This window comes from Rhizobium sp. SYY.PMSO (assembly GCF_046840415.1).
Classification (GTDB): domain Bacteria; phylum Pseudomonadota; class Alphaproteobacteria; order Rhizobiales; family Rhizobiaceae; genus Rhizobium.
In genome coordinates this window covers 1,672,427-1,694,712 of record NZ_CP177349.1, presented here as the reverse complement: position 1 = coordinate 1,694,712, position 22,286 = coordinate 1,672,427, and the positions used below count along the sequence as shown (strand labels likewise).

20 protein-coding genes, 1 tRNA gene and 1 riboswitch are annotated in these 22,286 nt (G+C 60.7%); of the genes, 15 read left to right on the top strand and 6 right to left on the bottom strand.

Going from position 1 to position 22,286, the window contains the following annotated elements; translation table 11 throughout:
- Positions 1–21 precede the first annotated feature (21 nt).
- Entirely contained in the window at positions 22–501 is a 480-nt protein-coding gene (locus tag ACJJVH_RS08190) for a hypothetical protein (RefSeq protein WP_412065057.1), read from the bottom strand.
- A 177-nt stretch (positions 502–678) separates the two neighbouring features.
- Between ACJJVH_RS08190 and ACJJVH_RS08185 the strand changes: the two genes are divergently transcribed.
- Positions 679–1,329, top strand: coding sequence for a TetR/AcrR family transcriptional regulator C-terminal domain-containing protein (locus ACJJVH_RS08185; protein WP_412065056.1), 651 nt, complete (start codon positions 679–681; stop codon positions 1,327–1,329).
- A gap of 44 nt (positions 1,330–1,373) precedes the next feature.
- Positions 1,374–2,393, top strand: a complete 1,020-nt coding sequence (ilvC, locus tag ACJJVH_RS08180) for a ketol-acid reductoisomerase (RefSeq protein ID WP_112797854.1) — start codon at positions 1,374–1,376, stop codon at positions 2,391–2,393.
- A 50-nt stretch (positions 2,394–2,443) separates the two neighbouring features.
- Here ilvC and ACJJVH_RS08175 read toward each other — a convergent pair whose 3' ends face one another.
- The 3 genes from ACJJVH_RS08175 to ACJJVH_RS08165 form a co-directional block, all read right to left on the bottom strand.
- A complete protein-coding gene (locus tag ACJJVH_RS08175; RefSeq protein WP_113404768.1) occupies positions 2,444–3,031 on the bottom strand; it encodes a class I SAM-dependent methyltransferase in 588 nt (195 codons plus the stop codon).
- A gap of 109 nt (positions 3,032–3,140) precedes the next feature.
- Entirely contained in the window at positions 3,141–3,515 is a 375-nt protein-coding gene (locus ACJJVH_RS08170; RefSeq protein ID WP_412065055.1) for a type II toxin-antitoxin system VapC family toxin, read from the bottom strand.
- Positions 3,515–3,724 (bottom strand): AbrB/MazE/SpoVT family DNA-binding domain-containing protein, encoded by a 210-nt coding sequence (locus ACJJVH_RS08165; protein ID WP_112797848.1) that lies wholly within the window; start codon positions 3,722–3,724, stop codon positions 3,515–3,517. Before ACJJVH_RS08165 ends, ACJJVH_RS08170 begins: the two co-directional genes overlap by 1 nt.
- Before the next feature lie 220 nt (positions 3,725–3,944).
- On the opposite strand from ACJJVH_RS08165, the gene ACJJVH_RS08160 reads away from it, so the two are divergent.
- Positions 3,945–5,174 (top strand): PLP-dependent aminotransferase family protein, encoded by a 1,230-nt coding sequence (locus tag ACJJVH_RS08160; RefSeq protein ID WP_412065054.1) that lies wholly within the window; start codon positions 3,945–3,947, stop codon positions 5,172–5,174.
- Between the two features lie 204 nt (positions 5,175–5,378).
- On the opposite strand, the gene ACJJVH_RS08155 is transcribed toward ACJJVH_RS08160, so the two are convergent.
- A complete protein-coding gene (locus ACJJVH_RS08155; RefSeq protein WP_412065053.1) occupies positions 5,379–6,437 on the bottom strand; it encodes an aldo/keto reductase in 1,059 nt (352 codons plus the stop codon).
- Between the two features lie 173 nt (positions 6,438–6,610).
- Here ACJJVH_RS08155 and ACJJVH_RS08150 point away from each other — a divergent pair, with 173 nt between their 5' ends.
- From ACJJVH_RS08150 to ACJJVH_RS08105, 10 genes are all read left to right on the top strand, one after another.
- On the top strand, positions 6,611–7,591 hold the full coding sequence (locus ACJJVH_RS08150; protein ID WP_113385543.1) for an ABC transporter substrate-binding protein: 981 nt from the start codon (positions 6,611–6,613) through the stop codon (positions 7,589–7,591).
- 16 nt (positions 7,592–7,607) lie between these two features.
- The gene (locus tag ACJJVH_RS08145) at positions 7,608–9,302 is read left to right on the top strand and encodes an ABC transporter permease (RefSeq protein ID WP_412065052.1); all 1,695 of its coding nucleotides are present in this window, start codon (positions 7,608–7,610) and stop codon (positions 9,300–9,302) included.
- Positions 9,290–10,321, top strand: coding sequence for an ABC transporter ATP-binding protein (locus ACJJVH_RS08140; RefSeq protein WP_112797838.1), 1,032 nt, complete (start codon positions 9,290–9,292; stop codon positions 10,319–10,321). The genes ACJJVH_RS08145 and ACJJVH_RS08140 overlap by 13 nt, the downstream gene beginning before the upstream one ends.
- 77 nt (positions 10,322–10,398) lie before the next feature.
- Positions 10,399–11,394, top strand: coding sequence for an isopenicillin N synthase family dioxygenase (locus ACJJVH_RS08135; RefSeq protein ID WP_112797836.1), 996 nt, complete (start codon positions 10,399–10,401; stop codon positions 11,392–11,394).
- A 51-nt stretch (positions 11,395–11,445) separates the two neighbouring features.
- Complete coding sequence (locus tag ACJJVH_RS08130; protein ID WP_112797834.1) at positions 11,446–12,561, top strand: endonuclease/exonuclease/phosphatase family protein; 1,116 nt, start codon at positions 11,446–11,448, stop codon at positions 12,559–12,561.
- Positions 12,558–13,295: an NUDIX hydrolase gene (locus ACJJVH_RS08125; RefSeq protein WP_412065051.1), complete on the top strand. Its 738-nt coding sequence runs from the start codon at positions 12,558–12,560 to the stop codon at positions 13,293–13,295. The genes ACJJVH_RS08130 and ACJJVH_RS08125 overlap by 4 nt, the downstream gene beginning before the upstream one ends.
- Before the next feature lie 63 nt (positions 13,296–13,358).
- Positions 13,359–14,276 (top strand): PhzF family phenazine biosynthesis protein, encoded by a 918-nt coding sequence (locus tag ACJJVH_RS08120; RefSeq protein WP_112798172.1) that lies wholly within the window; start codon positions 13,359–13,361, stop codon positions 14,274–14,276.
- Between the two features lie 124 nt (positions 14,277–14,400).
- Positions 14,401–14,476: transfer RNA gene (locus tag ACJJVH_RS08115), tRNA-Lys, on the top strand.
- A gap of 1,436 nt (positions 14,477–15,912) precedes the next feature.
- Entirely contained in the window at positions 15,913–17,373 is a 1,461-nt protein-coding gene (locus ACJJVH_RS08110; RefSeq protein ID WP_412065050.1) for an FAD/NAD(P)-binding protein, read from the top strand.
- Positions 17,374–17,579: 206 nt separating this feature from the next.
- Positions 17,580–18,047, top strand: a complete 468-nt coding sequence (locus ACJJVH_RS08105; RefSeq protein WP_112797831.1) for an RrF2 family transcriptional regulator — start codon at positions 17,580–17,582, stop codon at positions 18,045–18,047.
- 24 nt (positions 18,048–18,071) lie between these two features.
- Here the strand turns inward: ACJJVH_RS08105 and ACJJVH_RS08100 are convergent, their stop codons facing one another.
- The gene (locus tag ACJJVH_RS08100) at positions 18,072–19,283 is read right to left on the bottom strand and encodes an SfnB family sulfur acquisition oxidoreductase (RefSeq protein WP_412065049.1); all 1,212 of its coding nucleotides are present in this window, start codon (positions 19,281–19,283) and stop codon (positions 18,072–18,074) included.
- A gap of 651 nt (positions 19,284–19,934) precedes the next feature.
- Between ACJJVH_RS08100 and ACJJVH_RS08095 the strand changes: the two genes are divergently transcribed.
- Both ACJJVH_RS08095 and ACJJVH_RS08090 read left to right on the top strand, forming a co-directional pair.
- A complete protein-coding gene (locus ACJJVH_RS08095; protein WP_113371308.1) occupies positions 19,935–21,347 on the top strand; it encodes an FAD/NAD(P)-binding protein in 1,413 nt (470 codons plus the stop codon).
- A gap of 195 nt (positions 21,348–21,542) precedes the next feature.
- Positions 21,543–21,760: riboswitch (cobalamin riboswitch) on the top strand.
- Positions 21,761–21,867: 107 nt separating this feature from the next.
- Positions 21,868–22,281, top strand: coding sequence for a DUF1636 family protein (locus ACJJVH_RS08090; protein ID WP_412065048.1), 414 nt, complete (start codon positions 21,868–21,870; stop codon positions 22,279–22,281).
- Positions 22,282–22,286: the final 5 nt, after the last annotated feature.

Sequence of the window (22,286 nt, the reverse complement as noted above, 5' to 3'; positions counted from 1 at the left end):
CGTCTCTATTTCGGCTTTCGATCAACTGACGGGCGCGTTGCACTCGCCGCCGTTCCAAGTATAGCTGGGAGCGGCGTCTAGCGGTCCCCACAGGCCTTCGAAATGACTATAATCCGATGTGAAGCGGATCGTCAGCGAGCCCGTTCCATACCTGTCGGTCCAAAGCAGCGTATGCTGCCACCCGCCACCTGCCTGGATTTCGGACAGGGAGCCCGTCGTCGTCGTTTCGTCGTCATCGAAGCGATAAGTCCCTGAGATGCGACCTTGCCTGTCGACCTGCAGAGAGGTCTCGACATCCACCAGCCTGCCGCTCGAAAGAAGCTTGCCGCAATAGTGTCCGGTTGGACTGGTGGCCGGCATCGCCGTTGAGCGCGCCGAGGCGGTCAGGGGAGAGATGCCGGCCACAAGGCAAACTCCCGCGAGACCCAACAGCATGCGCCGTCTGCCGTTGGCCACGGAGCCGACCGAAGCTGCGGCGGAGCGCGGTTGCTTGATTTTCATCCGGACATTCCAACGCAAAAGATAAGATGCGGCCAGCTCTAGCCGCCGTGAAGCCGCGCTGACAAGCGCTCTCTTTTTGGCGCAGTGCAGCAACGAATTCCGCTTGACGGGCGCTTTGGCGTCCTGCATAAAGCGCCACGAACCGTACCGTACGGTACGCATTTGGGAGTGGCCATCGTGCTGAGCGAAGTAGGACAGTCGAGCGAGTTTTCGCCGCGCCAGAACGCCGTTCTGGAACAGGCGTTGCGTCTGCTCGTCGACGGCGGCGAAAAGGCGCTGACGACCTCCGGTGTCGCGCGTGCTGCCAATTGTTCCAAGGAAAGCCTTTACAAGTGGTTCGGTGATCGGGATGGACTGCTTTCGGCCATGATCACCTATCAGGCCAGCAAGGTGCGCACCTTCGAGCGCAATGGCGAACGGTTGAACGCGACGAGCCTGCATGACCACCTCGTCATTTTCGCCCGCGATCTGCTGGAAGTGCTGGCCGGCGACGTTTCGCTCGCCTTGAACCGTCTGGCGATCGGCCAGTCCAATCGTGATGGCTCCAAGCTCGGCAAGCTTCTGCTGGAGCGCGGCCGCCGGCAGATCGACCGCCGCGCCAGCGGTCTGATCGACGCCGGCAAGCGGGCGGGGCTGCTGCGCTTTACAGATGCCGACGAGGCATATCATACGCTTTACGGGCTCATCGTTTCCGACCTGCATGTCCGCATGCTGCTCGGCGAGCCCGGTTTGAAGGATACCAGCCGTCAGGCGGAAAAGGCGGTCAGCGCCTTCCTCCGGCTTTACGGCACTGAAAAGGTTTTGGCGGAAGCGGCAGCGACCGTCTGACAATTTAAAATCTGCACCCAGACAAGCAAAGGGAAGGACAAACAATGCGCGTCTATTACGATCGTGATGCCGATCTCAACCTCATCAAGTCGAAGAAGGTCGCCGTCATCGGCTACGGTTCCCAGGGCCGCGCCCATGCGCTGAACCTGAAGGACAGCGGCGCGCAGAACGTTGCGATCGCGCTCAAGGCCGGCTCGGCTACCGCCAAGAAGGCTGAAGCCGACGGCTTCAAGGTCATGACCGTTGCCGAAGCCGCCGCCTGGGCCGACCTGATGATGATGGCGACCCCGGACGAACTGCAGGCCGACATCTACAAGTCCGAAATCGCTCCGCACATCCGCGACGGCGCTGCGATCGCTTTCGCACACGGCCTCAACGTTCACTTCGGCCTCATCGAGCCGAAGGCTTCGGTCGATGTCGTCATGATCGCTCCGAAGGGCCCGGGCCACACGGTTCGCGGCGAATACCAGAAGGGCGGCGGCGTTCCCTGCCTCGTTGCCGTTCACCAGAACGCCTCCGGCAATGCGCTTGAACTCGCTCTCTCCTACGCTTGCGGCGTCGGCGGCGGCCGTTCGGGCATCATCGAAACCAACTTCCGCGAAGAGTGCGAAACCGACCTCTTCGGCGAACAGGTCGTTCTCTGCGGCGGTCTCGTCGAGCTCATCCGTGCTGGTTTCGAAACGCTGGTCGAAGCTGGCTACGCTCCGGAAATGGCCTACTTCGAGTGCCTGCACGAAGTGAAGCTGATCGTCGACCTGATCTATGAAGGCGGTATCGCCAACATGAACTACTCTATCTCGAACACGGCAGAGTGGGGCGAATACGTCTCCGGCCCGCGCATCATCACGGCCGAAACAAAGGCTGAGATGAAGCGCGTCCTCAAGGACATCCAGACCGGCAAGTTCACCTCGGACTGGATGCAGGAATACCGCTCGGGCGCTGCCCGCTTCAAGGGTATCCGCCGCCTGAACGACAGCCACCAGATCGAAGAAGTCGGCGCCAAGCTGCGCGGCATGATGCCCTGGATCGGCAAGAACAAGCTGGTCGACAAGGCCGTCAACTAAGCTTTCGGCGAGAGCTGGAATGGAGGGCCGGGGCGAAAGCTCCGGCCTTTCTATTTTGGCGCCTTTACATGGAGCCATCGTGTCGGCTCGCCATCGAAGCCGCCACCATCGGCTTCGGTCATGGTGATATTTCTCCATCCCCCGGCGCTCAGCATGGCCTCAAGCCACGCGGCGGAAGGGTAGTTGTAATAGCGCCCGAACTTGTCATGTCCTTCTGCTTCCCCCGCCTTGAAGCTGGCGTGGAAAACGCCGGTCGGTTTCAAGGCACGCAGAATGCGATCGAAGACATCCGGCAGGACGGATCTCGGAACATGCAAGAGGCTGGCTTCCGCCCATACGCCATCAAAAGCTTCTGTGGCATCCAGGGTTTCGAAGCGCATGATTCGAACGGGTCTGCCGATGCGGTTTTCAGCTTCTTTGGCGAGTTCGGCGGAACCATCCGTCGGCGTGACGTCGAAGCCGTGGGACAGCATGTAGGCGGCGTCCTGACCACCGCCGCAACCCAGCTCGAGGATGGCTGCCCCAGCCGGCAGTGCGTTGAGGAAAGCGTCCAGCCTCTGTCTCGGCAGCTTGCGGTCGCGCGCGGCGTAAAGGGCTGCGTTGTCTGTGTAGAAGGATGATGTCGGGTCGGTGCTCATGCTGGCTGTCGCTCATTTTTCTTAATTCGAGATGCATGGTGCCAAGCAAAAATGGCGCACACCTGCCGCTCCGGAAACAAATTAGATCCGCATTTGGAACGAAACGCTGTTATTCCTTACTGAGATAGACTACGCGGTCTAAATCCTTGAAATGAGCGTCCAGGGTCAGAACGTCGGCGTCGTGCAATTCGGCGGTGGCGTAGATGATCGCGTCGGCAAGTGCGAGTTTGCGTTTTGCCGAGACTTCGGCGGCGCGGCGGGCAAGGGCGGTATCGAGGGGAGCGATGACGCAGGTGGCGGTGTAGGCGAAGAATGAATCGACCGCGTCCTCATCACGCTCGCGCTCCAGCCATTTGGCAAGTTCGAGCTGGACGATGGTGGGAACGATACATTCGGTTCGCGCAGGCATTTCGCCTTGGAGGCGATCCGCGGCAGGGCCTTGGGTCAGCCACTCGATCCACGTTGAACTGTCAACGACGCGCATCAGAGCCGGTCTTTCCGATCACGGTAATTGCCGGGGCTGGCACCCTTCGCCATGCCCTTGAGGTCGGCGAGCTCGGGTACGGGAATGAGCAGCACACCTTTTCCCTTCGGAATGAAGACGAATTCCTGGCCCGCGCTCCAATGCTGCTGGTCGCGAACCTCCTTTGGGATCGATATCTGAAATTTCGATGAAAGGGTCGCAGTGGCCATTCTTACGTTTTTCCTATCGATAGTCACGATGTAAGAATAACACTTGAAGCGGTAAATGTGTAGGTCTGTCTGAGAGGATCGGCGCGCCGGCGACCAACCGCATGGCGACCATTCCCATGAATTGTTTATCGCCATCACAAACAAATTAGGTCAGCATTGTTGACTTATCTTTTGTTGCGTGATCTTGTGCCGCAAAGACCAAAAATTACGAGGAAACCCCATGTTGAATTGGGAAAATATCTTTGCGACGCGCTCCAGCCGTATGCGCGCCTCCGAAATCCGCGAGCTGCTGAAACTGCTGGAGCGGCCGGATATCATCTCTTTCGCAGGTGGCATTCCCGATCCCGCATTGTTTCCGGATGCCGAGTTCAAGCAGGCTTATGCCGACATTTTTTCAGGTCCCACGGTGAACGCGGCGCTGCAATATTCGGTCAGCGAAGGTTACAAGCCGCTGCGCGAATGGCTCGTCGGTCAGATGGGCGCTCTCGGCATTCCCTGCGAACTTGAAAACGTCTTCATCGTTTCCGGTTCGCAGCAGGGCCTCGATTATCTCGGCAAGCTCTTCCTGTCGCCGAGGGACACGGCATTGGTCACGGCGCCGACCTATCTCGGCGCGCTACAGGCCTTCAATGCCTACGAGCCGACCTACGACCAATTGACGCCGAACGGCAACCGCACGCCGGATTCCTACACCGCAGCCGCCACGAAGGCCGGCGGCAGGGTGAAGTTCGCCTATCTGTCGGCCGATTTCGCCAACCCGACCGGCGAGACGGTCGATCTTGCCGGCCGCGAGAAGCTGCTCGATCTTGCCGAAGAGCTCGATATCGCCGTCATCGAGGATGCCGCCTATCAATCGCTGCGTTACAATGGCGAAGCGATCGCGCCGATCCTGGCGCTGGAAATCGCGCGCAAGGGCAGCATCAACGACACGCGGACGATCTATTGCGGCAGCTTCTCCAAGACGCTGGCGCCCGGCCTGCGCGTCGGTTTCGTCGTCGCCAATGCACCCGTCATCCGCAAGCTTGTGCTGATGAAGCAGGCGGCCGATCTGCATTCCTCGACCATCAACCAGATCGCAATCCATCAGGTCGCCGAACGCGGTTTCGACGCGCAGGTCGCCAAGGTCCGCAAGACCTATAGCCATCGTCGCGATTGCATGCTGGCAGCGCTCGCGAAATACATGCCTCAAGGAACAAGCTGGACGAAGCCGGAAGGCGGCATGTTCATCTGGGTCACGCTGCCGAAGGGCATGGATGGGGCCAAGCTGCTGGCAAGGTCGCTTGAAACGGCGAAGGTCGCCTTCGTGCCGGGTCAGGCTTTTTTTGCCGACGGCTCCGGCGCGAATACTTTCCGCGTCAGCTTCTCCTGCGCCAATGACGAGTTGATCGAGGAGGGCATATCGCGGCTCGGAAAGTTGATCGCGAGCGAGATCGGGGCGATGGCCGCCTAGTCTCAACCTTCTCCCGGAGGGGAGAAGGGCAATGGTATGCGAAATAAAATCGTTGCTGCGCAACTCCTTCTCCCCTCGGGGAGAAGGTGCCGCCAGGCGGATGAGGGGGACCCGCCAAGAGCACGAGAAACCATGAGTTCAAGCCGGCTAGCCCCTCATCCGACCCTTCGGGCTACCTTCTCCCCGAGGGGAGAAGGGGTCTCCTTATTTCGTCAGGTGCGGGCCGATCAGCGAGAGGTCGGCCTCGCTCAGCCTGTCGCTGGCTGTGTTGCGCTGATGCCAGTATGGATACATCAGCGGCGGCAGACTGACGTCGTCGAGCCGCTTGCGCTCCTCGTCCGTCAGCTTCAGCCCGGCGCTGGCGAGATTGTCCTTGAATTGTGCTTCGGTACGCCCGCCGATGATGACCGAGGTTACGCCCTTGCGGCCGATGAGCCAGGCAAGCGCCACCTGCGCCGCCGAGACGCCGCGGCCGTCGGCGATTTCCACCAGCGAATCGACGATGTTCCACAGGCGGTTTTCGTCGCGGATCGGCGGCTCCGTCCAGCCGGCGAACTGGCGCGTGCCTTCCGGCGTTGCCTGATTGCGGCGATGCTTGCCCGAAAGCAGGCCGCCGGCAATCGGGCTCCAGACGAGGATGCCAAGACCCTGGTCGATGCTGATCGGCACCAGTTCGTTTTCCGCGTCGCGCGCTTCCAGCGTGTAGTGAATCTGCTGGCTGACGAAGCGTTCGCGCCTGTCGCGCTCGCTGACGCCGAGCGCCTTCATGATGTGCCAGCCGGAAAAGTTGGAGCAGCCGATGTAGCGGACCTTGCCCTGGCGAACCAGCGTGTCGAGCGCTTCCATCGTCTCTTCCAGCGGCGTCTGGCCATCCCATTCATGCAGTTGGTAGAGGTCGATGACATCGGTCTTCATGCGCTTGAGGCTCGCTTCGCAGGCCTGAATGAGATGCTGGCGGGAAGAGCCGGCATCGTTGACGCCGGGACCCATCGGGAAACGGGCCTTGGTGGCGATGAGCACGCCATCCTTGCGCGGACCGCCGATGATCTCGCCGAGGATCTCTTCCGATGCGCCTTGCGAGTAGACGTCGGCCGTGTCGAGCAGGTTGACGCCGGCATCGATGCACATATCCACAAGCTTCTTGGCTTCCTTGACGCCGAGATCGCCGACGGTTTTTGCCCAGCCGACTCCGCCGAAGGTCATGGTGCCCATGGTGATGGTGGAAATTTTCAGGCCGGAACGGCCAAGCAGGCGATATTCCATCGGTCTATTCTCCTCGATCCCATTATGAAATACGTGCCTCAGAAGATAGCGCCGGACGACGATGGTCAAGATTCAATCATCATACGAACGGCAATCTGTTCAAATTCAACTGTCACAATCATGTTAACCCGCACGTCTAGAGAACCTTCTTACAATTCAGCCGAGGACGTTTTATGAAGACCCCTGTTTCCGCCTTCGCCGGCCTGTTGGCCGTCGCTCTTTTCTCCGGTGCCGCCAACGCCGCCGATCTCGTTCTCTACACCAGCCAGCCGAATGCCGACGCGCAGGCCACCGTCGATGGCTTCATGGCCGCCAATCCCGGCATCAAGGTCGACTGGGTTCGCGACGGCACGCCGCAGATCATCGCCAAGCTTCAGGCGGAAATGCAGGCCGGCGCTCCCGTGGCCGACGTCCTGCTGATCGCCGATACGGTGACGCTGGAGCGCCTGAAGGAAGCCGGCAAGCTTCTGGCCTACAAGTCGCCGGAAGCCGCGAACTACGACGCCTCGCTCTATGATGCCGACGGCTATTATTATTCCACCAAGCTGATCACGACCGGCATCGTCTACAACACCGCCGCCGCGATGAAGCCGGCAAGCTGGCAGGACCTGGTGAAGCCGGAAGCGAAGGGCCTCGTTTCCATGCCGAGCCCGCTTGCCTCGGGGGCCGCTCTCATCCACGCGCAGACGCTTGCCGGCGTCAGCAGTCTCGGCTGGGATTATTATAAGAACCTTGCCGACAACGGCGCGATCGCTTCCGGCGGCAACGGCGCGGTGCTCAAGGCCGTCGCCTCCGGCGAGAAGGCCTATGGCATGATCGTCGACTACATGCCGATCCGTGAAAAGGCCAAGGGCGCCCCGCTGGAATTCGTTTTCCCGACGGAAGGCGTTTCGGCCGTGACCGAGCCGGTCGGTATCCTCGCCAACACCCAGCATGCCGACGCTGCCAAGAAGTTCGTCGATTACGTCTTGTCCGAAAAGGGCCAGGAAGGCTTCCTGAAGCTCGGTTATATTCCGGCCCGCAACGGTACGCCGCTGCCGGAAGGTTTTCCGGCGCGTGACAGCATCAAGGTTTTGCCGTTGAATGCAGCCGATGCTCTCAAGAACACGAATCAGGACCTGAAGACGTTCTCCACCTACTTCACGTCGAAGTAATCCGCCCGGATTTGGAATGTACGGATATGTGCGTAGGGGAAACAGCCAGCCGGCCTGGCTGTTTCCTTTTGTTGTTGCTGTCGTGCTGCTGCTCAGCGTCCTGCCGCTGGCGCGATTGGCGCTGGCCGGCATCGAGGCGCTGCTCAGGGGCGGCACCTACGATCTCATCGCCGACCCGGCTCTTTGGCGCTCGGCGTGGTATACGATCGAAACGGCCGTGCTCGGCACCATCGTTTCCGTCTTGCTCGGTTGCCTCTTTGCATTTTTGCTGACGCTGACGGATCTGTCGGGCAGGGGACTTCTTGGCTTTCTCTTCGTGCTGCCGATGATGATCCCGCCGCAGGTGACGGCGCTCGCCTGGGTGCAGATGTCCGGGCCGTCGAGCCCCTTGCTGAAGGCGCTGCATATCGCGCCGCCGCTCGGCTCGCCGCAGCCGCTCTATTCGGTCGGCGGCATTGCGCTCCTTTACGGTGTTCAGCACGCGCCGCTCGTCTATCTCGCGCTGAGGGCGGGGCTGATGGCGTTGCCGCGCGATGGCGTCGAGGCCGCGAGGCTCTCGGGCGCGTCTGGCCTGCGCGTCTTCCGCGATATCATCCTGCCCTTGTCTCTGCCCGGTGTCATCGCCGGGGCAGCGATCGCTTTCGTCTCCTCCATCGGCAATTTCGGCATTCCCGCGATCCTCGGCATACCCGCCTCGATCTATACGCTGTCGACGCTGATCTTCACGAAATTCTCCAATTTCGGCCCGCGCACCTTCGGCGATATCGCCGTTCTGTCGACGATGATCGCCGTCATTGCCGTTGCCGGGCTTGCCGTGCAGGGCAGGGCCTTGAAGGGGCGCGACTATCGGGTTATCGGCATTTCCGGTGCGACGGCTGCATTTTCGCTTGGCCGATGGCGCTATCTGGCGATGACGGTGCTTTGCATCATCCTGTTCTTCATGCTCGTCGCGCCTTTTCTGGCGCTGGTCGCGGGCGCGCTCGTGCCGGCCTATGGCGTGCCGCTGACCTTCAAGACCGCATCGCTCAACGCGTTCACGGAAATTTTGTTTCGGCAGACCGTGACGCGCACGGCCTTTTCCAATTCGTTATTCCTTGCCGGCATGACGGCGCTCGGCCTGCTGCTGGTGACAGTTCTGGCCGCCTATGCGCTGACGCGGCGCAGAGACATGCTGAGCCGTATCGTCGGCGGCATGATCGAGATTCCGTACTCGCTTCCGGGCATCATCGTCGCCGTCTGCTTCATTCTGGTATTTGCGGCCCCGCTGCCGATCCTCAACATCACGCTTTACGGCACGATCTGGATCATCCTGCTCGCCTATTTCTCCGCGTACTTCGCCGTCAGCCTGAAGCCGGTCATGAGCGCCTTCCTGCAGCTCGATCCGGCGCTGGAGGAGGCGGCGCGCCTTTCGGGCGCAGGTTTCTTCCGCCGCCTCCTGGATATCGTCGTGCCGCTGATTGCGCCGGCCGCGGGCGCGTCGGTGATCCTCGTCTTCCTCATCGCCTGCAACGAACTGACCGTTTCGGCGCTGCTCTGGTCGGCCGGCACGCAGACGCTGGGCGTCGTCATCTACAATCTCGATGATGGCGGCAGCGCCGATCTTGCCTCGGCCATGTCGGTCATCGTCATCGCCATGGTCGTCATCATGATGGTGCTTCTGGAAATCATGGGCAAGCGCCTGCCGAAAGGAGTGGTGCCTTGGCGAAGCTGATCCTCAACCATATCAGCAAGGATTTCGGCACGGGCGGGCGCGCTGCCGTCAATGCCTTGTCGCTCGATGTCCGCGAGGGCGGTTTCCTGGCGCTGCTCGGGCCGTCCGGCTGCGGCAAGACGACCGTCCTTAGGATGATAGCCGGCTTCGAGCAGCCGACGGACGGTTCCATCCATCTCGGCGAACGGCTGCTGGCCGATGCCGCAAGCATGCTGCCGCCCGAGCGGCGCAATATGGCGATGGTATTTCAGTCCTACGCGCTCTGGCCGCACATGAACGTCGCCGACAATGTCGGCTATCCCCTGAAAGTGCGCGGCATCTCGGGCGAGCGCTATCGGGAAAAGGTGCGCGAGGCGCTTGCGACCGTGCGGCTCGGCGACTATGCCGAGCGCAGGCCCGCCGATCTCTCTGGCGGCCAGCGGCAGCGGGTGGCGCTCGCTCGCTGCCTGGTGACATCGCCCGATGTCGTGCTGCTGGACGAGCCGCTCGCCAATCTCGACCGCCATCTCAAGAAGGAGATGGAGGAGACGTTTCGCGAGTTTCACCAGCGCTCGGGCGCCACCATGGTCTATGTCACCCACGACCAGAGCGAGGCCATGGCGCTTGCGACCGACGTCGCCGTCATGTCCGAGGGGCGACTGTTGCAGGTGGCGCCGCCTGCGGAGATTTATGCACGGCCCGAGGGCAGAATGGTCGGCGGCCTCGTCGGGCAGGGCGCCATACTGTCGCTCGCTTTTCCTGATGGCGGGCAGCGCCGCATCGACTGGCCAGCCTTCAGAGGCATGTGGGACCGGCCGCCGGATGCCTCGGGGCAGGCGGATATTCTTGTGCGGCCGGAAGATGTGGTTGGCGATGCGGAAGGTATCGCCTGCCGGGTCGTTTCCGTGCTCTATGAGGGCGAGCGCTATGCCATACGGCTCTCAATGCCGGATGGGCAGATGCTGCGAGCCTATAGTCGGCAGGCGGTCGCAGCGGGCGATGCCTATCCCGTTGCGATCCGTTCGGCCTGGCGGCTTTGAAAAGGCGGGGGACAAGATGGTTGTTCCCTGTCGCCTCCTATGCTTGATTTGCCCGATGTCACGAATGGGAGTCGCGCATGTCCGATCACAACTTTCCGATTTTCGATCTCGGTGCCTTCGAGGTGGCCGGACACGACGAGAAAAAGCGGCTCGGCGCGGAGGTGGATCGGATATGCCGCTCGACGGGCTTTCTGGCGATTGCCAATCACGGCGTCGCGGATGCCGTGATTGCCGGTGTTTGGAAGAAGACGCAAGCTTTCTTCGATCTGCCGGCCGAGGTGAAGCAGCGCGCCAAGACGCTCTATCCCGGCTATCCCTACGGTTATCTCGGTCCGGGGACGGAAGCCCTGGCGAAATCGCGCAATGTCGATACGCCGCCGGACCTGAAGGAAAGCTTCAACGGCGGACCGCTTTCCGTTCCGGCAGGCATGAGCGATCCGGAAGCGCTCGGCTTCTGCTATGCCGCCACCATCTGGCCGGAGGGACCTGAAGGGTTCGCAGAGGCCTGGAAAGCTTATTACAGGGCGATGGAGGATCTGGCGGCCCGCATCATGCGGGTGTTTGCAACTGCGCTCGGCCTCGACGAGCATTTCTTCGATGCCTATGTGGATGCGCCGATCAGCGCGCTGAGGGCGTTGAACTATCCCGAGCAGCATGTGCCGCCGGAGCCGGGCCAGCTTCGCGCTGGCGCGCATACCGATTACGGCAGCCTGACGATCCTCCTGCCGCAACCTGGCTCGAAAGGGCTCGAGATCATTGCTCCGGATGGCAACTGGACGCCGGTGCCGCCTGTCGAAGGGGCTTTCGTCATCAACATCGGCGACCTGATGGCGCTCTGGACCAACGATCGCTGGGTCTCCACCGTCCATCGCGTCGTCAATCCGCCGCCGGAGGAGGGCGGCATGCAGCGCCGCCAATCCCTGGCCTTCTTCCATCAACCGAACTGGTTTGCCGAGATCGCCTGCCTGCCTTCCTGCCTGAAAGCGGGCGAGGAGCCGAAATATGCGCCCGTTCTGTCGGGGCCGTATCTGATGGGCAAGTTCAAATCGACGGTGACGCCCAAGGCCGGGTGACGCCGGCTGCATGAGCCGGCTCACGTTTCTTTTCATAAATCGGAATGCTTCATGTCCCTGCGTCTTGCGACCTTCAATGTCGAGAACCTTCTGACCCGTTTCGATTACACCGGTTTTCGCAATCAGCTGCGTCAGGATCGCGTGCTGCAGCTCTTCGATGTCCGCAGCGAGGAGGTTTATCAGCAACTGGAAGCGGCGCGCGTGGTCGCCGCGACCGACGATACCAGGCAAATGACGGCGCTTGCGATCGCGGACGCCGATGCCGACATCATCTGCCTGCAGGAAGTCGACAACATGGCCGCGCTGCAGGCGTTCGAATATGGCTATCTTTACCGCATGGTCGGCAATGGCTATCGGCAGAAATTCCTGATCGAGGGCAATGACAGCCGCGGCATCGATGTGGCCGTGATGATGCGCGAGGAGACGCGGGACGGCCAGCCGATCGTGCTCAACGACATCAAGAGTCATGCCATGGTGACTTACGATCATTTCGGCCTTTTCAACGATGAACTGGCGGAACTCGGCCATCATTCGGAAGACAAGATCTTCAAGCGCGATTGCCTGGAGCTGCATCTCCATATCGGCGGCGTGCCGTTTTCGCTCTATGTCGTGCATCTGAAATCGATGGGACCGGCGCGCGAAGGCATGGATGGGCGCCACACGACCATGCCGATCCGCCGGGCAGAGACGATGGCGGTTCGGCACATCATCGAGAGCCGGTTCGGTGCCGGTCACACGGCGACGAAGAATTTCGCCATCTGCGGCGACATGAACGATTATCAGGAATGGGTCGATGTTATCGGCACGCGCCGCACCGGCTATCGTTTCGAACCGCGCAACGAGGAGAGCGGCAGCGCGCTCGATATCTTCACACGCGACGGCTTCGTCGAGAACGTGATGCGGCGGCGGGACGCGCTCGACCGCTGGACGCTCTATCACGCGCGGGGGCCGCAGGAGCAGAGGCTGTGCCAGCTCGACTATATCTGGTTGTCTCCGGCTCTCGCGCGCGCCAACGCGACGCGCTCTCCCGACATCATCCGCTCCGGTCAGCCCTTCCGCACCATATTTCCTCCGGGGCAGGATGTGGAGCGCTATCCGCGCGTCGGCTGGGACAGGCCGAAAGCGTCCGACCATTGCCCCGTTGTCATGACACTGGATTTGATATGAGCGTTTCAGAACAGAACGACATGGCCGGCTGGCCGCCGGAGGGAGCCGTGTTTCCCGTTTCCCGCATCGATCTTACCATCCTGCCCGGCGAGCATCCGTTCCATCTGCGCGAGCGGGAAGCGGCACGCGCGAACTGGGCCAGGGAGATCGCTGCCAATCCGGCGCTCTTCGATGGCCGCATGATCTTCCAGCACCGGCTTTCGGTTGCCGACGGCGTGGTCGAGGGGGAAGCCTATCTGACGCCCTTTTCGACGTTTCTGTGGTGGCGAAAGCAAAGGGAGCCGGGTGGCTTTCACCTTTTCGCCTTTGCCGTCGCGGTTTCGTGCGATGGAGCGATCGTCGCGATCCGCATGGCGCCGCACACGGCCAATCCCGGCCAGGTCTATTGCGCCGCAGGATCGATGGATGAAAATGATATCGTCGATGGCCATTGCGATGTCGAGGGCAACATGCGCCGCGAGGTGTGGGAGGAAACCGGCCTCGATCTGAATGATGCGGTCGCCGAGCCCGCCTATTACGGCACTCATATAAAGCGCTCGGTCACGCTTTTCCGCGTTTTCCGCTTTCCCTGGTCGGCAGAGGACATGCTGCGCCGCATTGAAGCGCATATGCTGGTTTCCGAGGAAGACGAGATCGATGGCGCCGTTGCCATCCGATCGGCCGATCCTTCGGCGCATCATTACAGCGCCGCGATGTTGCCCATTCTCGCATGGTTCTTCGGCAGGCAGGCATAGCTTGGGCTTGCGCAAGGGGCGCTTGCCGGTATGGTTAAATCCGAAAGCATGATGGAGGCGGGATTGGCGCGCAGCTACAGTGTCTATGATGTGTTCACCGATACCAGGCTTGGGGGCAACCCCCTGGCGATCATATACGATGCAGAGGATCTGAGCGATGAGGCCATGCAGGCGATCGCCAGGGAGATGAATCTCTCCGAGACTGTATTCGTGCTGCCGCCGCAAAATCCGGCTCATACGGCCAGTTTGCGGATATTCACGCCCGGCCGCGAACTGCCTTTCGCCGGTCATCCGACCGTCGGCACGGCGATTGCGCTGGCCGAGAAGGCTCATGCCAGCCACGGTGGCGATATCGATCTTGTTTCCGTGCTGGACGAGCGTGTGGGGCCGGTGCGCTGTGCCATCAGGCTGCGACAGAACAAGCCGAGCTTTGCCGAATTCGACCTGCCCAGGAAATCGCAGCAGATCCTGCTGCCTCTCGACAAGGCCGATATCGCCAATGCACTCAGCCTGAAGATCACCGAGATCGGCTTCGAGAATCACGTTCCGTCCATCTGGAGCGCCGGAGTGCCGTTCCTTCTGGTGCCGGTGCATGATGTCGGCGCGGCCGAACGGATGGAATTCGATGCGCAGCTTTGGGAAAAGACGGTTCCTTTCGTCGATGGCGCGCTAGCCTCGGCCTTCATCTATTGTCGTGGCGGCGTCAATCATGTCGCAAAGTTTCACGCGCGCGTCTTTCCCGTCGGTATGGGAATCGTCGAAGACCCGGCGACGGGTTCCGCCGCTGCAGCAATGTCAGGAGCCATCAACCAGTTCGATGCATTGCCGGACGGACATCATCCCTTCATCATCGAGCAGGGCATAGAGATGGGCCGGCCCTCGCTGATTCACCTGCATGTCGACGTCGACGGCGGGCAGATCGCCAATGCACGGATTGGCGGCCAAGCGGTGCGTATCGCGTCCGGAATTCTTGAGCTTTGATTTTATTGAGTTTTCGGCGGAAGCTGAAATTTTTTTGACAAATAATCAAAGAAAATTCGTCTGGCCGCTGGACAATCAAACCGATCCTATTTATATGCCCGATCACGCCGCCAGCAAGCGGTGCGGGTGATTAGCTCAGTTGGTAGAGCAGCTGACTCTTAATCAGCGGGTCGTAGGTTCGAGCCCTACATCACCCACCAAATTCAACTATTTAGCGCTGATTTTTAGGCCGTCATTTCACACAAATGGCGGCGTTTCACATTTTACGCTTTCTTCGTTCCGGCCGATGGCGCCGATTGCTTCCTGCGCGGCAAGGTAGTGCTTCCTTACAACCGCCCCGGCCTTTCTCTTGCGAGCGGCCGGCCGCCTCAATGCTCTTCGGTTCGATCTTCCTTTTATGTGACGGCCCAGCCATGTGAGCAAAAGTCACGGCGGTTTCGCGAGGCTGTCGAGCGGTCGCGCCGCGGGTTCCTGACGAATGCGCAAGATCGCGAGGAAAAAGGCCGGATAGCCGGATAGAGGTGCCGGACTCAGTGCAGATGCAGCAGGAACATGGTTGGCGCCGTGAGGGACATGGTAAAGAGGAAGAGCGATATCCCGTATTTCAGTCTTCTCATCCGCCGCGTTTTGATGCCATCCCAATCGTAGCCCATAAAGTATATCCCCCTGCGTTGCATGTTTTTCATCGATACCGGGGAATATCCTATGGATTGTTTGCGCGAGGCTTGCCGAAATATTCGGGATGATTGGAGTGAATGTCCGGGGTTTACTCCAGCAATTCCTTGTCGAGGCGACCGCTCTTGTATTGGCGGCTGCCGTGGCGCAACGTCATTCTCGGCGCACGCGGGCCTTGTTCGCAGTGCATCGAATAATCTGCAATATCTGACGATTTTTACTCGCGAGAGCCAAGCTCGGCAGTCCTTCTTGGACGCCTGTAACGCGGCCTCTCTGCCACTCTATTCTAATGACAGGGGCAGGCGGGCCGATGTAGGAAGCGGTATCGTGTGGAGAACTGCCGTGACCGCGAGGTTCGTCGTCAAGCCATCGCGTCCGCTCGGTTTTTCGGGCTTGCCCGGACGAGTGGCGCGAACAATGCTCGGGCTTCCACGCATCTCCTCTCCGGAGAAGGCGATAATCGCCAGGCAAGAGCTCTCGTGACAACGACTCATGTGTATCGGCAGATCGTGCAGTCACCTGACGGACATCACGACTACCTTCGGTGGCACGAATTCAGTGCCTCTTATGCCCGCCTTCCATGACGCTGAACACGAAGATGGCAGCCAGAAGCAGCATCAGCGCATAGTCGAAAGCGGTAAGCAGATGAAGCAGTTCCATGATGTTTCTCCTCCCAGAGAACACGAACCAGAACAACCGCTAGTATGTTCCTCCCTGCGGCATATGCCAAGTTTTTTACATCCTGCGGTGCAAAAACAATGTTGTGCAAGGCACAATAACCACTTGTTTGCAAAAGCATATCAGCATCGTGTTGACCGCCGGCGCTGCCGTGGGCAGCGGTATGCCCGGCAAGCGTGTTGTCAATAAATTTTATAGAGTATATCGTTATCTCTCTTGCGCGAATTATGATTGCTCGACGGACACAGGATTGGCGCGGCGATCGATCTGGAGGGAGTTGCTATTGACCATTGGCTCTGACCGTCCGGCGGCCGATCTGCCGGTGATCGCTATTGTTGGCGGCGGCGTTTCCGGAGCTGCGGTCGCCTTCCATCTGCTGCAACGGCTGCCGTTATCGCCCGGTCAGATCTTCATATTCGAACCGCGGGAGCGTCTGGGGGCGGGGCTTGCCTACGATACGCAAGATCCCGCTCATCGCATCAATGTGCCGGCGGCGAAGATGAGCCTGTTGCCGGATGATATCGAACATTTTCAGCGTTGGCTGCAGGAAAGGGATGCGCTCGCCGATGACGAGGCGGCGGTAGCCGGCAATGGCGGCCTTTTTCCGCGACGCTCCGTTTTCGGCAGCTACGTCAACAGCATGATCCGTCCGTTCGTTGAGGATGGACGGCTGGTTCACGTCAGGCAGCGCGTCGAGCGCATCCTGAGGGCGGGTCGCCGCTGGATGATCGTGGATGCGGCGGGACAGCGTGTGAATGCGGACATTCTCGTCATCGCCACCAGCCATCCGTCGCCCTTGCCGCCGCAAGCGCTGCAGGATGCGCTTGCCGATCATCCGCGCTTCGTTCCGGACCCGACACGGCCGGATGCGCTCACCGCCATCCGCACGAACGATCGCGTCTTGATCGTCGGCAACGGCTTGACCTCAGCCGATGTCATAGCCTCGCTCGAACTGCGCGGTCATCGGGGACCGATTACCGCAATATCCAGACGCGGCTTGCGTTCGCGCGGCCATGCGGCGGTGAAGCAGGAACCGTTCGGCGATTTCGCCGGCCGGCCGTCGAAGACGGCGCTCGATCTGCTGTGTCGCGTTCGGGCCGCGATCCGCAGAGGGGAGCAAGAGGGGCGCAGCTGGCATGCCGTCATCGATCAGGTGAGGGCGCAAGGGCTGCATTTGTGGCAGGCATTGCCCATCGGCGAGCGGCGCCGTCTCGTCAGGCATTTGCGGCCCTTCTGGGATGTGCATCGCTTTCGGGTGGCGCCGCAGGTGGAGGCGTCCAGCGAGCGGGCGATCGCCAATGGCAGGCTTGAGGTACTGGCGGCTTCGGTTGCGGCCGTAACCGCCGCAGGTGGCTTCATTGATTGCACATTGCGGCTCAGCCGGTCGCAACGGCGTGTCGGCAAGCAATTCGATGCGGTCGTCGTTACCACCGGTCCGGGGCATCGCGGCATTCTGCAGTCTCAAGCCTGGATCGATGAGCTGTCGAAGGCCGGATATCTCGCCATGGACGCGGCGAGCCTGGGGTTTGCCTGCGATATGCGATCGCGTGCGCTTGCCGCCGATGGAACGGTTGTGCCGTCCCTGTTCATTTCCGGGCCGTTGGCCCGCGGCACCTTTGGCGAACTCATGGGGTTGCCCGAGGTGGTCGAGCATGCGGTGCTTGTCGCCGAACAGGTGGCCGGCGCGATTGCCGACCGCAAAGGGGACGAAGGGAAAGCATGTTTGGATAGTAGCGCCGCCTGAATCCAAGAAAAGCCGCAAATTCGTTGCTTAGACGATACAATTGCCTAAATTTACTCATATAAACTATACAATTTGTGAGTTACTGTCTTGTTCGCAACGGGTTGCGGGATTACTTCGGCAATCCATGCTGGCGAGACCGGCCGGTTGGCTCTCCTTTGAGCCATGCCGGGTTTTCAATAATCGACTTTGCAGTAAAGCGGACGGCGATGCTTACGAAAAAAGGAAAATACGGACTGAAGGCGCTGGTGGATCTCGCCCGCCTCGGCCCTGGCGAGACAGCGTTCATCAACGATATCGCGTTGCGCAACAATATTCCGAAGAAGTTTCTCGATACCATCCTGCTCGAATTGCGAAATGCTGGCGTCCTGCGCTCGAAGAAGGGACCGGGTGGCGGTTATTCGCTCTCGCGTCCGGCATCGGAAATCCGCATCGGCCATGTCATTCGTACCCTGGACGGCCCGCTGGCGCCGATTCGCTGTGCCAGCCGCACGGCCTACGAAGCCTGCGACGACTGTTCCGATCCGGAGCGCTGTCAGGTACGGCGTTCCATGACGGAGGTGCGCGACGCGATTGCCGAGATTCTCGACAACATGTCGTTGGAACAGTTCGTTGCCGGCGGTTCCGACATCGGTCTTCCGGAACGGGAAGACCGCCGCGCTTCGCAGATCGGCTGATCGCTTCCCCGCTTCAGCCGCCGGTCAGAGCAGCGAGCTCTTCGGCGGCTTTACGCCGTTGAGATGGTAATTGCCGACGATGGTGTGTGTGCGCCGCGCGGAATCACGCAGCGTGTGAATTCGGGCATTGCGCCAATGGCGATCGAGGTTGAGCCCGATACGGGCCGACATCATGCCGGCAAGATCAAACAGCGCATTGGCTGCTTCCATCGCGATATCGGCCGTAACCGTCACGGCTGCCGCGACAGACAGTGCGGCATCGACGACGTGATCCTCGGTGAGATTGATCTGGGCGGCGTCGATCCTGCTGCCGGCGCGCTCCACGATGGCTGTCGCCGCTTCGATCCGGATGGCAATCCCGCCGATCCTCGTGACGGTCAGCGGGTCGTCCGCGGCCCGCTCGAAACCACCGTCAGCCGATGGCTGCGACTTTACGAACGCCATGGCCGCCGCCAGCGCGGACCGGGCGATGCCGAGGCTGATGCCGGCATGGGTAAGCTGGTTCACGCAATCGATCACCGTTGGCTGGGCCAGCTTGTCGCGATGCAGGAGCACGGCATCGGCATTGAGGTAGACATCGTGCAGAATGGTCGTGCCGTCTCCAGACGTTCTCTGGCCAAAGCCATCCCAATCGTCGATGATCTGGATGCCTTCGGTATTCCTGGGCACGACGGCTGCCACGAGTTTCTTGCGGTCGTCCGGAACGAACAGGGCAATCCAGTCCGAAAACAGAATGCTGGCGGAAGGCGAGCTTCGGCCGCTGAGGCGAAAGCCGCGCCCGTTCGATGTCAGATGCAGCGCATTTTGATCGGTTCCGCCGATGCCGGGTTCGGAAAAGACGCCACAGAATCGGTCGCCTATGATGGCCCGGTCAAAAAGGAAGGCTCGCTGATCCTCGCCTCCGCCGATCCGCACCGCCTCCAGCACATGAAAATGCGTCTGCAGTATCTGCGCGAGGGAAGGGTCCGCCTCCGCCAGAATGGCAATGACCTCGGCAAGAACGCAGTTTGAAATATCGATGCCGCCATGCTCCGAAGGTACGGAAATTCCGAGCAGGCCCGATTGGGACAGGGCCTCGACCTCATCGTAGGGCAAGATGCGGTTGATGTCGCGATCGCTTGCCTGCTGTGCGAAACCGGTTGCGAGCGAACGTGCGATATCGAGCGCTTCCTCTTCGCTTTGAATAGGATGCGCGGGCTGCCTGACGTGTTCGTGCAACTGTGAAACAGTTCCCATTCACCACTCCTCGGCCAGCTCCAGGTCGATTGTCCCTGCTTATTCGATCCGCGCTTCTTTCAGCATAATAGGTGGAGAATGCAAAAATTGTAAGCGCGCAGCCGAGACGCCGTGGCCGGGCAGAAGACCTGCCTTTGGTCGTTTACCGGTTGTAACGCCGCCGAAAGCGGCTCGGGATGCCGCCTTTCGGGGTCGTTGAACTTCTGTTTCCCTGACGCGGATCGAAGATGCGCCACGCGGAAAAGCAGAGCCTCCGCGACATCTCTTCGCCGCAGCATCTTCGACCTTGTTTCGCTCCGATAAGAAAGCACTTGCTAGAGGCGCATTTTCGCGCTTTCATATACGACTAAATAAGTAGACAATGGCAACATCCCGCCGCCCGATAGCTTTTGCGAAGCAGTTCCGTGGCGGCCGATTGCAGGCATCCGGCATTGGATCGGAGTTGGATCTGCGTATCGCATCTTTCTTTCAGCGGAGGGAATTCCCGATTGAAGGAATGCGTCGAGTTGAGAACCGAAGCGGTTTCCGTGCGTTCTGTCAGCCCTCGTGTATCGGCTGCCGGCATCCGAAATCGGAGTTCGTGTTTCTGGGCCTGTAAACGTGTAGCCCCAAGAAAGGTATGATCGACCACCTCTCGCCCCAGGAGTTGATATGACGGTTCAGGGATTCTTTTCCGCCAGGACAAATGCGGCGCAGCCTTACGCGATGCCGCGCATCGCCGTGGTCGGGCGTGGCTTTTCCGGCATGATGATGGCGATCGCCCTAATGAAAGCAGTGCGGTTTCCCTTCCATCTGCAGCTTTTCGATCCCAATTCCAGCGTCAGCGGCGGTCAGGCGCTGGCTTCCGGGCATAGCAGCGAGATCCTCAACAGCCGCGTTCGCGACCTTTCGGTTTCGGCCGGCGATCCGGACGATTTCAATCAATGGCTTTGCGGCAATGCTCCTTTCCGGAGCGCCGTTCCCGCCGCCATCCCCGGCTTCCTGCAGATCTTCGTGCCGAAGAGCATTTTCAGCGACTACGTCTATCAGCGCTTTTCTGAAGCGTTTTCGTCGCGGCGCGACGTTGCGGTGCAAGTCAGTAGCGAGATGGTTTTCGGGATTCGCCGTGTGCGCGGCGGTCGCTTCGTGGTGGAAAGCGATGGCGCCGCCAATGCGCCGTTCGACATGGTGGTGCTGGCGACCGGCTACGGCGTCACCGATCAGGAATCCCAGGCCGGCGATCTCGCGAATGTCCCGACCACCGTGCGCGCGCGCCGTCTCGTATCGCGTCCGCATACGATCCTGCTCGGCAGCGGACTGCGCGTCGTCGATCGGCTGCTGCAGATGCGGGAAAGCGGCTATACGGGGCAGATCACCATAGTCTCGCGGCGCGGCTTCCTGCCTCAGAGCCACACGCGGAACAATGCCGATCCCGTCTTCCCCGCCGATGAGATGCCCGGCAAGCTCAGCGAAATCGTTCGCTTTGTCCGCAAGGCTTGCGGCGAGGCGGAAACAAACGGCCAGAGCTGGCAATCCGTCATGAACGGCTTGCGCAAGCATGCGCGGTCGCTGTGGCGTTCCTTGCCGGCCAGCCAGAAGCAGCAGTTCAACCGGCATCTCAGGGCGCTCTATGACAGCCACCGCAACCGGCTGCCCGAGGCGCTGCATGTTCGCCTGAAGCAGGAACTGGCCGAGGGCAATACCCTGCTGCGGCGCGGTCATTTCATCCGGCGCACGCCGACCGGGCTGATCCTGAAGCCTGCAGGCCGGCAAGAGACGGAACAGCTCTATGCCGACGATGTCATCGACTGTCGATGCCAGGCGCCCGATCTGAATGCTCCATTGCTGCGGAGCCTGATCGACACCGGTCTCGCTGTGCCGGATGAACTGGGTCTCGGTCTTGCCGTCGAGGCGACGGGCGCGCTCGAGGTGAATGGGCGCACGACGGAAGGGCTCTTCGCCATCGGCCCCCTGGGGCTGGGCAGTCTTCCCGACATCGATCTGGTGCCGGAAATCGTGACGCAGGCCTATGCGGCAGCGGAAAGCGTCGCGGAGCGCTTCCATCCGCAATGCAAGGCAGTCTAGCAGCTCCGCCTTTCTCCTTGAGGTGATAAGGGCAGAGATCATTCATCGTTTCCATTGGAGGTGCTATCGAACGGCGGGAAAATAGCGGCTTGCCAATAGTTATGTAATAACGTAACAAATTGCCACTCCCAATGTCGAACCCAAGGACAAGCGAAAGCGCCCATGACATCGCCGTTGCCCGATTCCGCTTTCTATGAGATGAATAGCCTTGATGGTGCCGCCTTCGGATCGATCCTGCTGGCGGCTGAAAAGGGAACACGGTGCGGATTACCCATCAGGGGCCAAAACCGTGGCTGCCCCCGCAACTGTAAGCGGAGAGCGCGTTCGCAGCATGCCACTGGCTTTATGCCGGGAAGGCGCGAACGGGTTGTGACCCGCGAGCCAGGAGACCTGCCATCGACGATATCAACCGCAACGGACGGGGTGATCCGATGGAAAATCAGTGGTTGGGCGGGGACGCCGTTGCGTCCGTTGGCCCTATCTTGACTTTGCCTCCGGCGAATTCTCCGGGAGGCATTTCATGGACAAGGAAAAAGAGGCGACGCACCGGATTACCGTGTGCACGAACTGCCGTCATGTCGGCAAGCCGTGCCGGCCCGGTCTCGATCTCCTGAGGCATCTGCAAGCCGCCATTTCTCAGGCGGGTGCGATGCTTTCCGACGATTTCAGCCTTGAAGGCAGTGTCTGCATGGCAGGCTGCGAACGGCCCTGCACGGTCGCTTTTCAGGCGACGGCAAAGGCGACGTACCTCTTCGGCGACATAGAGGACGCTGCCGATATCGGCGCGCTCGTTTCCTTCGCGCGGCTGTATCGGGATCGCCCCGATGGGCTGACGCGCGAAAGCGAGCGGCCGCGAGCGCTCAGCGGCAAGACCCTGGCGCGCATCCCGGCGGCCATTGTTTCGGCGGAACGCCGATCGGTCGCGCTGCAATAGGAGCC

Excerpts from the sequence above, each read along its gene's own strand:
- ACJJVH_RS08175 (WP_113404768.1), bottom strand. The coding sequence starts at position 3,031 with ATGAGCACCGACCCGACATCATCCTTCTACACAGACAACGCAGCCCTT.
- ACJJVH_RS08190 (WP_412065057.1), bottom strand. The coding sequence starts at position 501 with ATGAAAATCAAGCAACCGCGCTCCGCCGCAGCTTCGGTCGGCTCCGTG.
- ACJJVH_RS08170 (WP_412065055.1), bottom strand. The coding sequence starts at position 3,515 with ATGCGCGTCGTTGACAGTTCAACGTGGATCGAGTGGCTGACCCAAGGC.
- ilvC (WP_112797854.1), top strand. The coding sequence starts at position 1,374 with ATGCGCGTCTATTACGATCGTGATGCCGATCTCAACCTCATCAAGTCG.
- ACJJVH_RS08125 (WP_412065051.1), top strand. The coding sequence starts at position 12,558 with ATGAGCGTTTCAGAACAGAACGACATGGCCGGCTGGCCGCCGGAGGGA.
- ACJJVH_RS08095 (WP_113371308.1), top strand. The coding sequence starts at position 19,935 with ATGACGGTTCAGGGATTCTTTTCCGCCAGGACAAATGCGGCGCAGCCT.
- ACJJVH_RS08130 (WP_112797834.1), top strand. The coding sequence starts at position 11,446 with ATGTCCCTGCGTCTTGCGACCTTCAATGTCGAGAACCTTCTGACCCGT.
- ACJJVH_RS08165 (WP_112797848.1), bottom strand. The coding sequence starts at position 3,724 with ATGGCCACTGCGACCCTTTCATCGAAATTTCAGATATCGATCCCAAAG.
- ACJJVH_RS08145 (WP_412065052.1), top strand. The coding sequence starts at position 7,608 with ATGTACGGATATGTGCGTAGGGGAAACAGCCAGCCGGCCTGGCTGTTT.
- ACJJVH_RS08150 (WP_113385543.1), top strand. The coding sequence starts at position 6,611 with ATGAAGACCCCTGTTTCCGCCTTCGCCGGCCTGTTGGCCGTCGCTCTT.
- ACJJVH_RS08100 (WP_412065049.1), bottom strand. The coding sequence starts at position 19,283 with ATGGGAACTGTTTCACAGTTGCACGAACACGTCAGGCAGCCCGCGCAT.
- ACJJVH_RS08105 (WP_112797831.1), top strand. The coding sequence starts at position 17,580 with ATGCTTACGAAAAAAGGAAAATACGGACTGAAGGCGCTGGTGGATCTC.
- ACJJVH_RS08090 (WP_412065048.1), top strand. The coding sequence starts at position 21,868 with ATGGACAAGGAAAAAGAGGCGACGCACCGGATTACCGTGTGCACGAAC.
- ACJJVH_RS08155 (WP_412065053.1), bottom strand. The coding sequence starts at position 6,437 with ATGGAATATCGCCTGCTTGGCCGTTCCGGCCTGAAAATTTCCACCATC.
- ACJJVH_RS08160 (WP_412065054.1), top strand. The coding sequence starts at position 3,945 with ATGTTGAATTGGGAAAATATCTTTGCGACGCGCTCCAGCCGTATGCGC.
- ACJJVH_RS08135 (WP_112797836.1), top strand. The coding sequence starts at position 10,399 with ATGTCCGATCACAACTTTCCGATTTTCGATCTCGGTGCCTTCGAGGTG.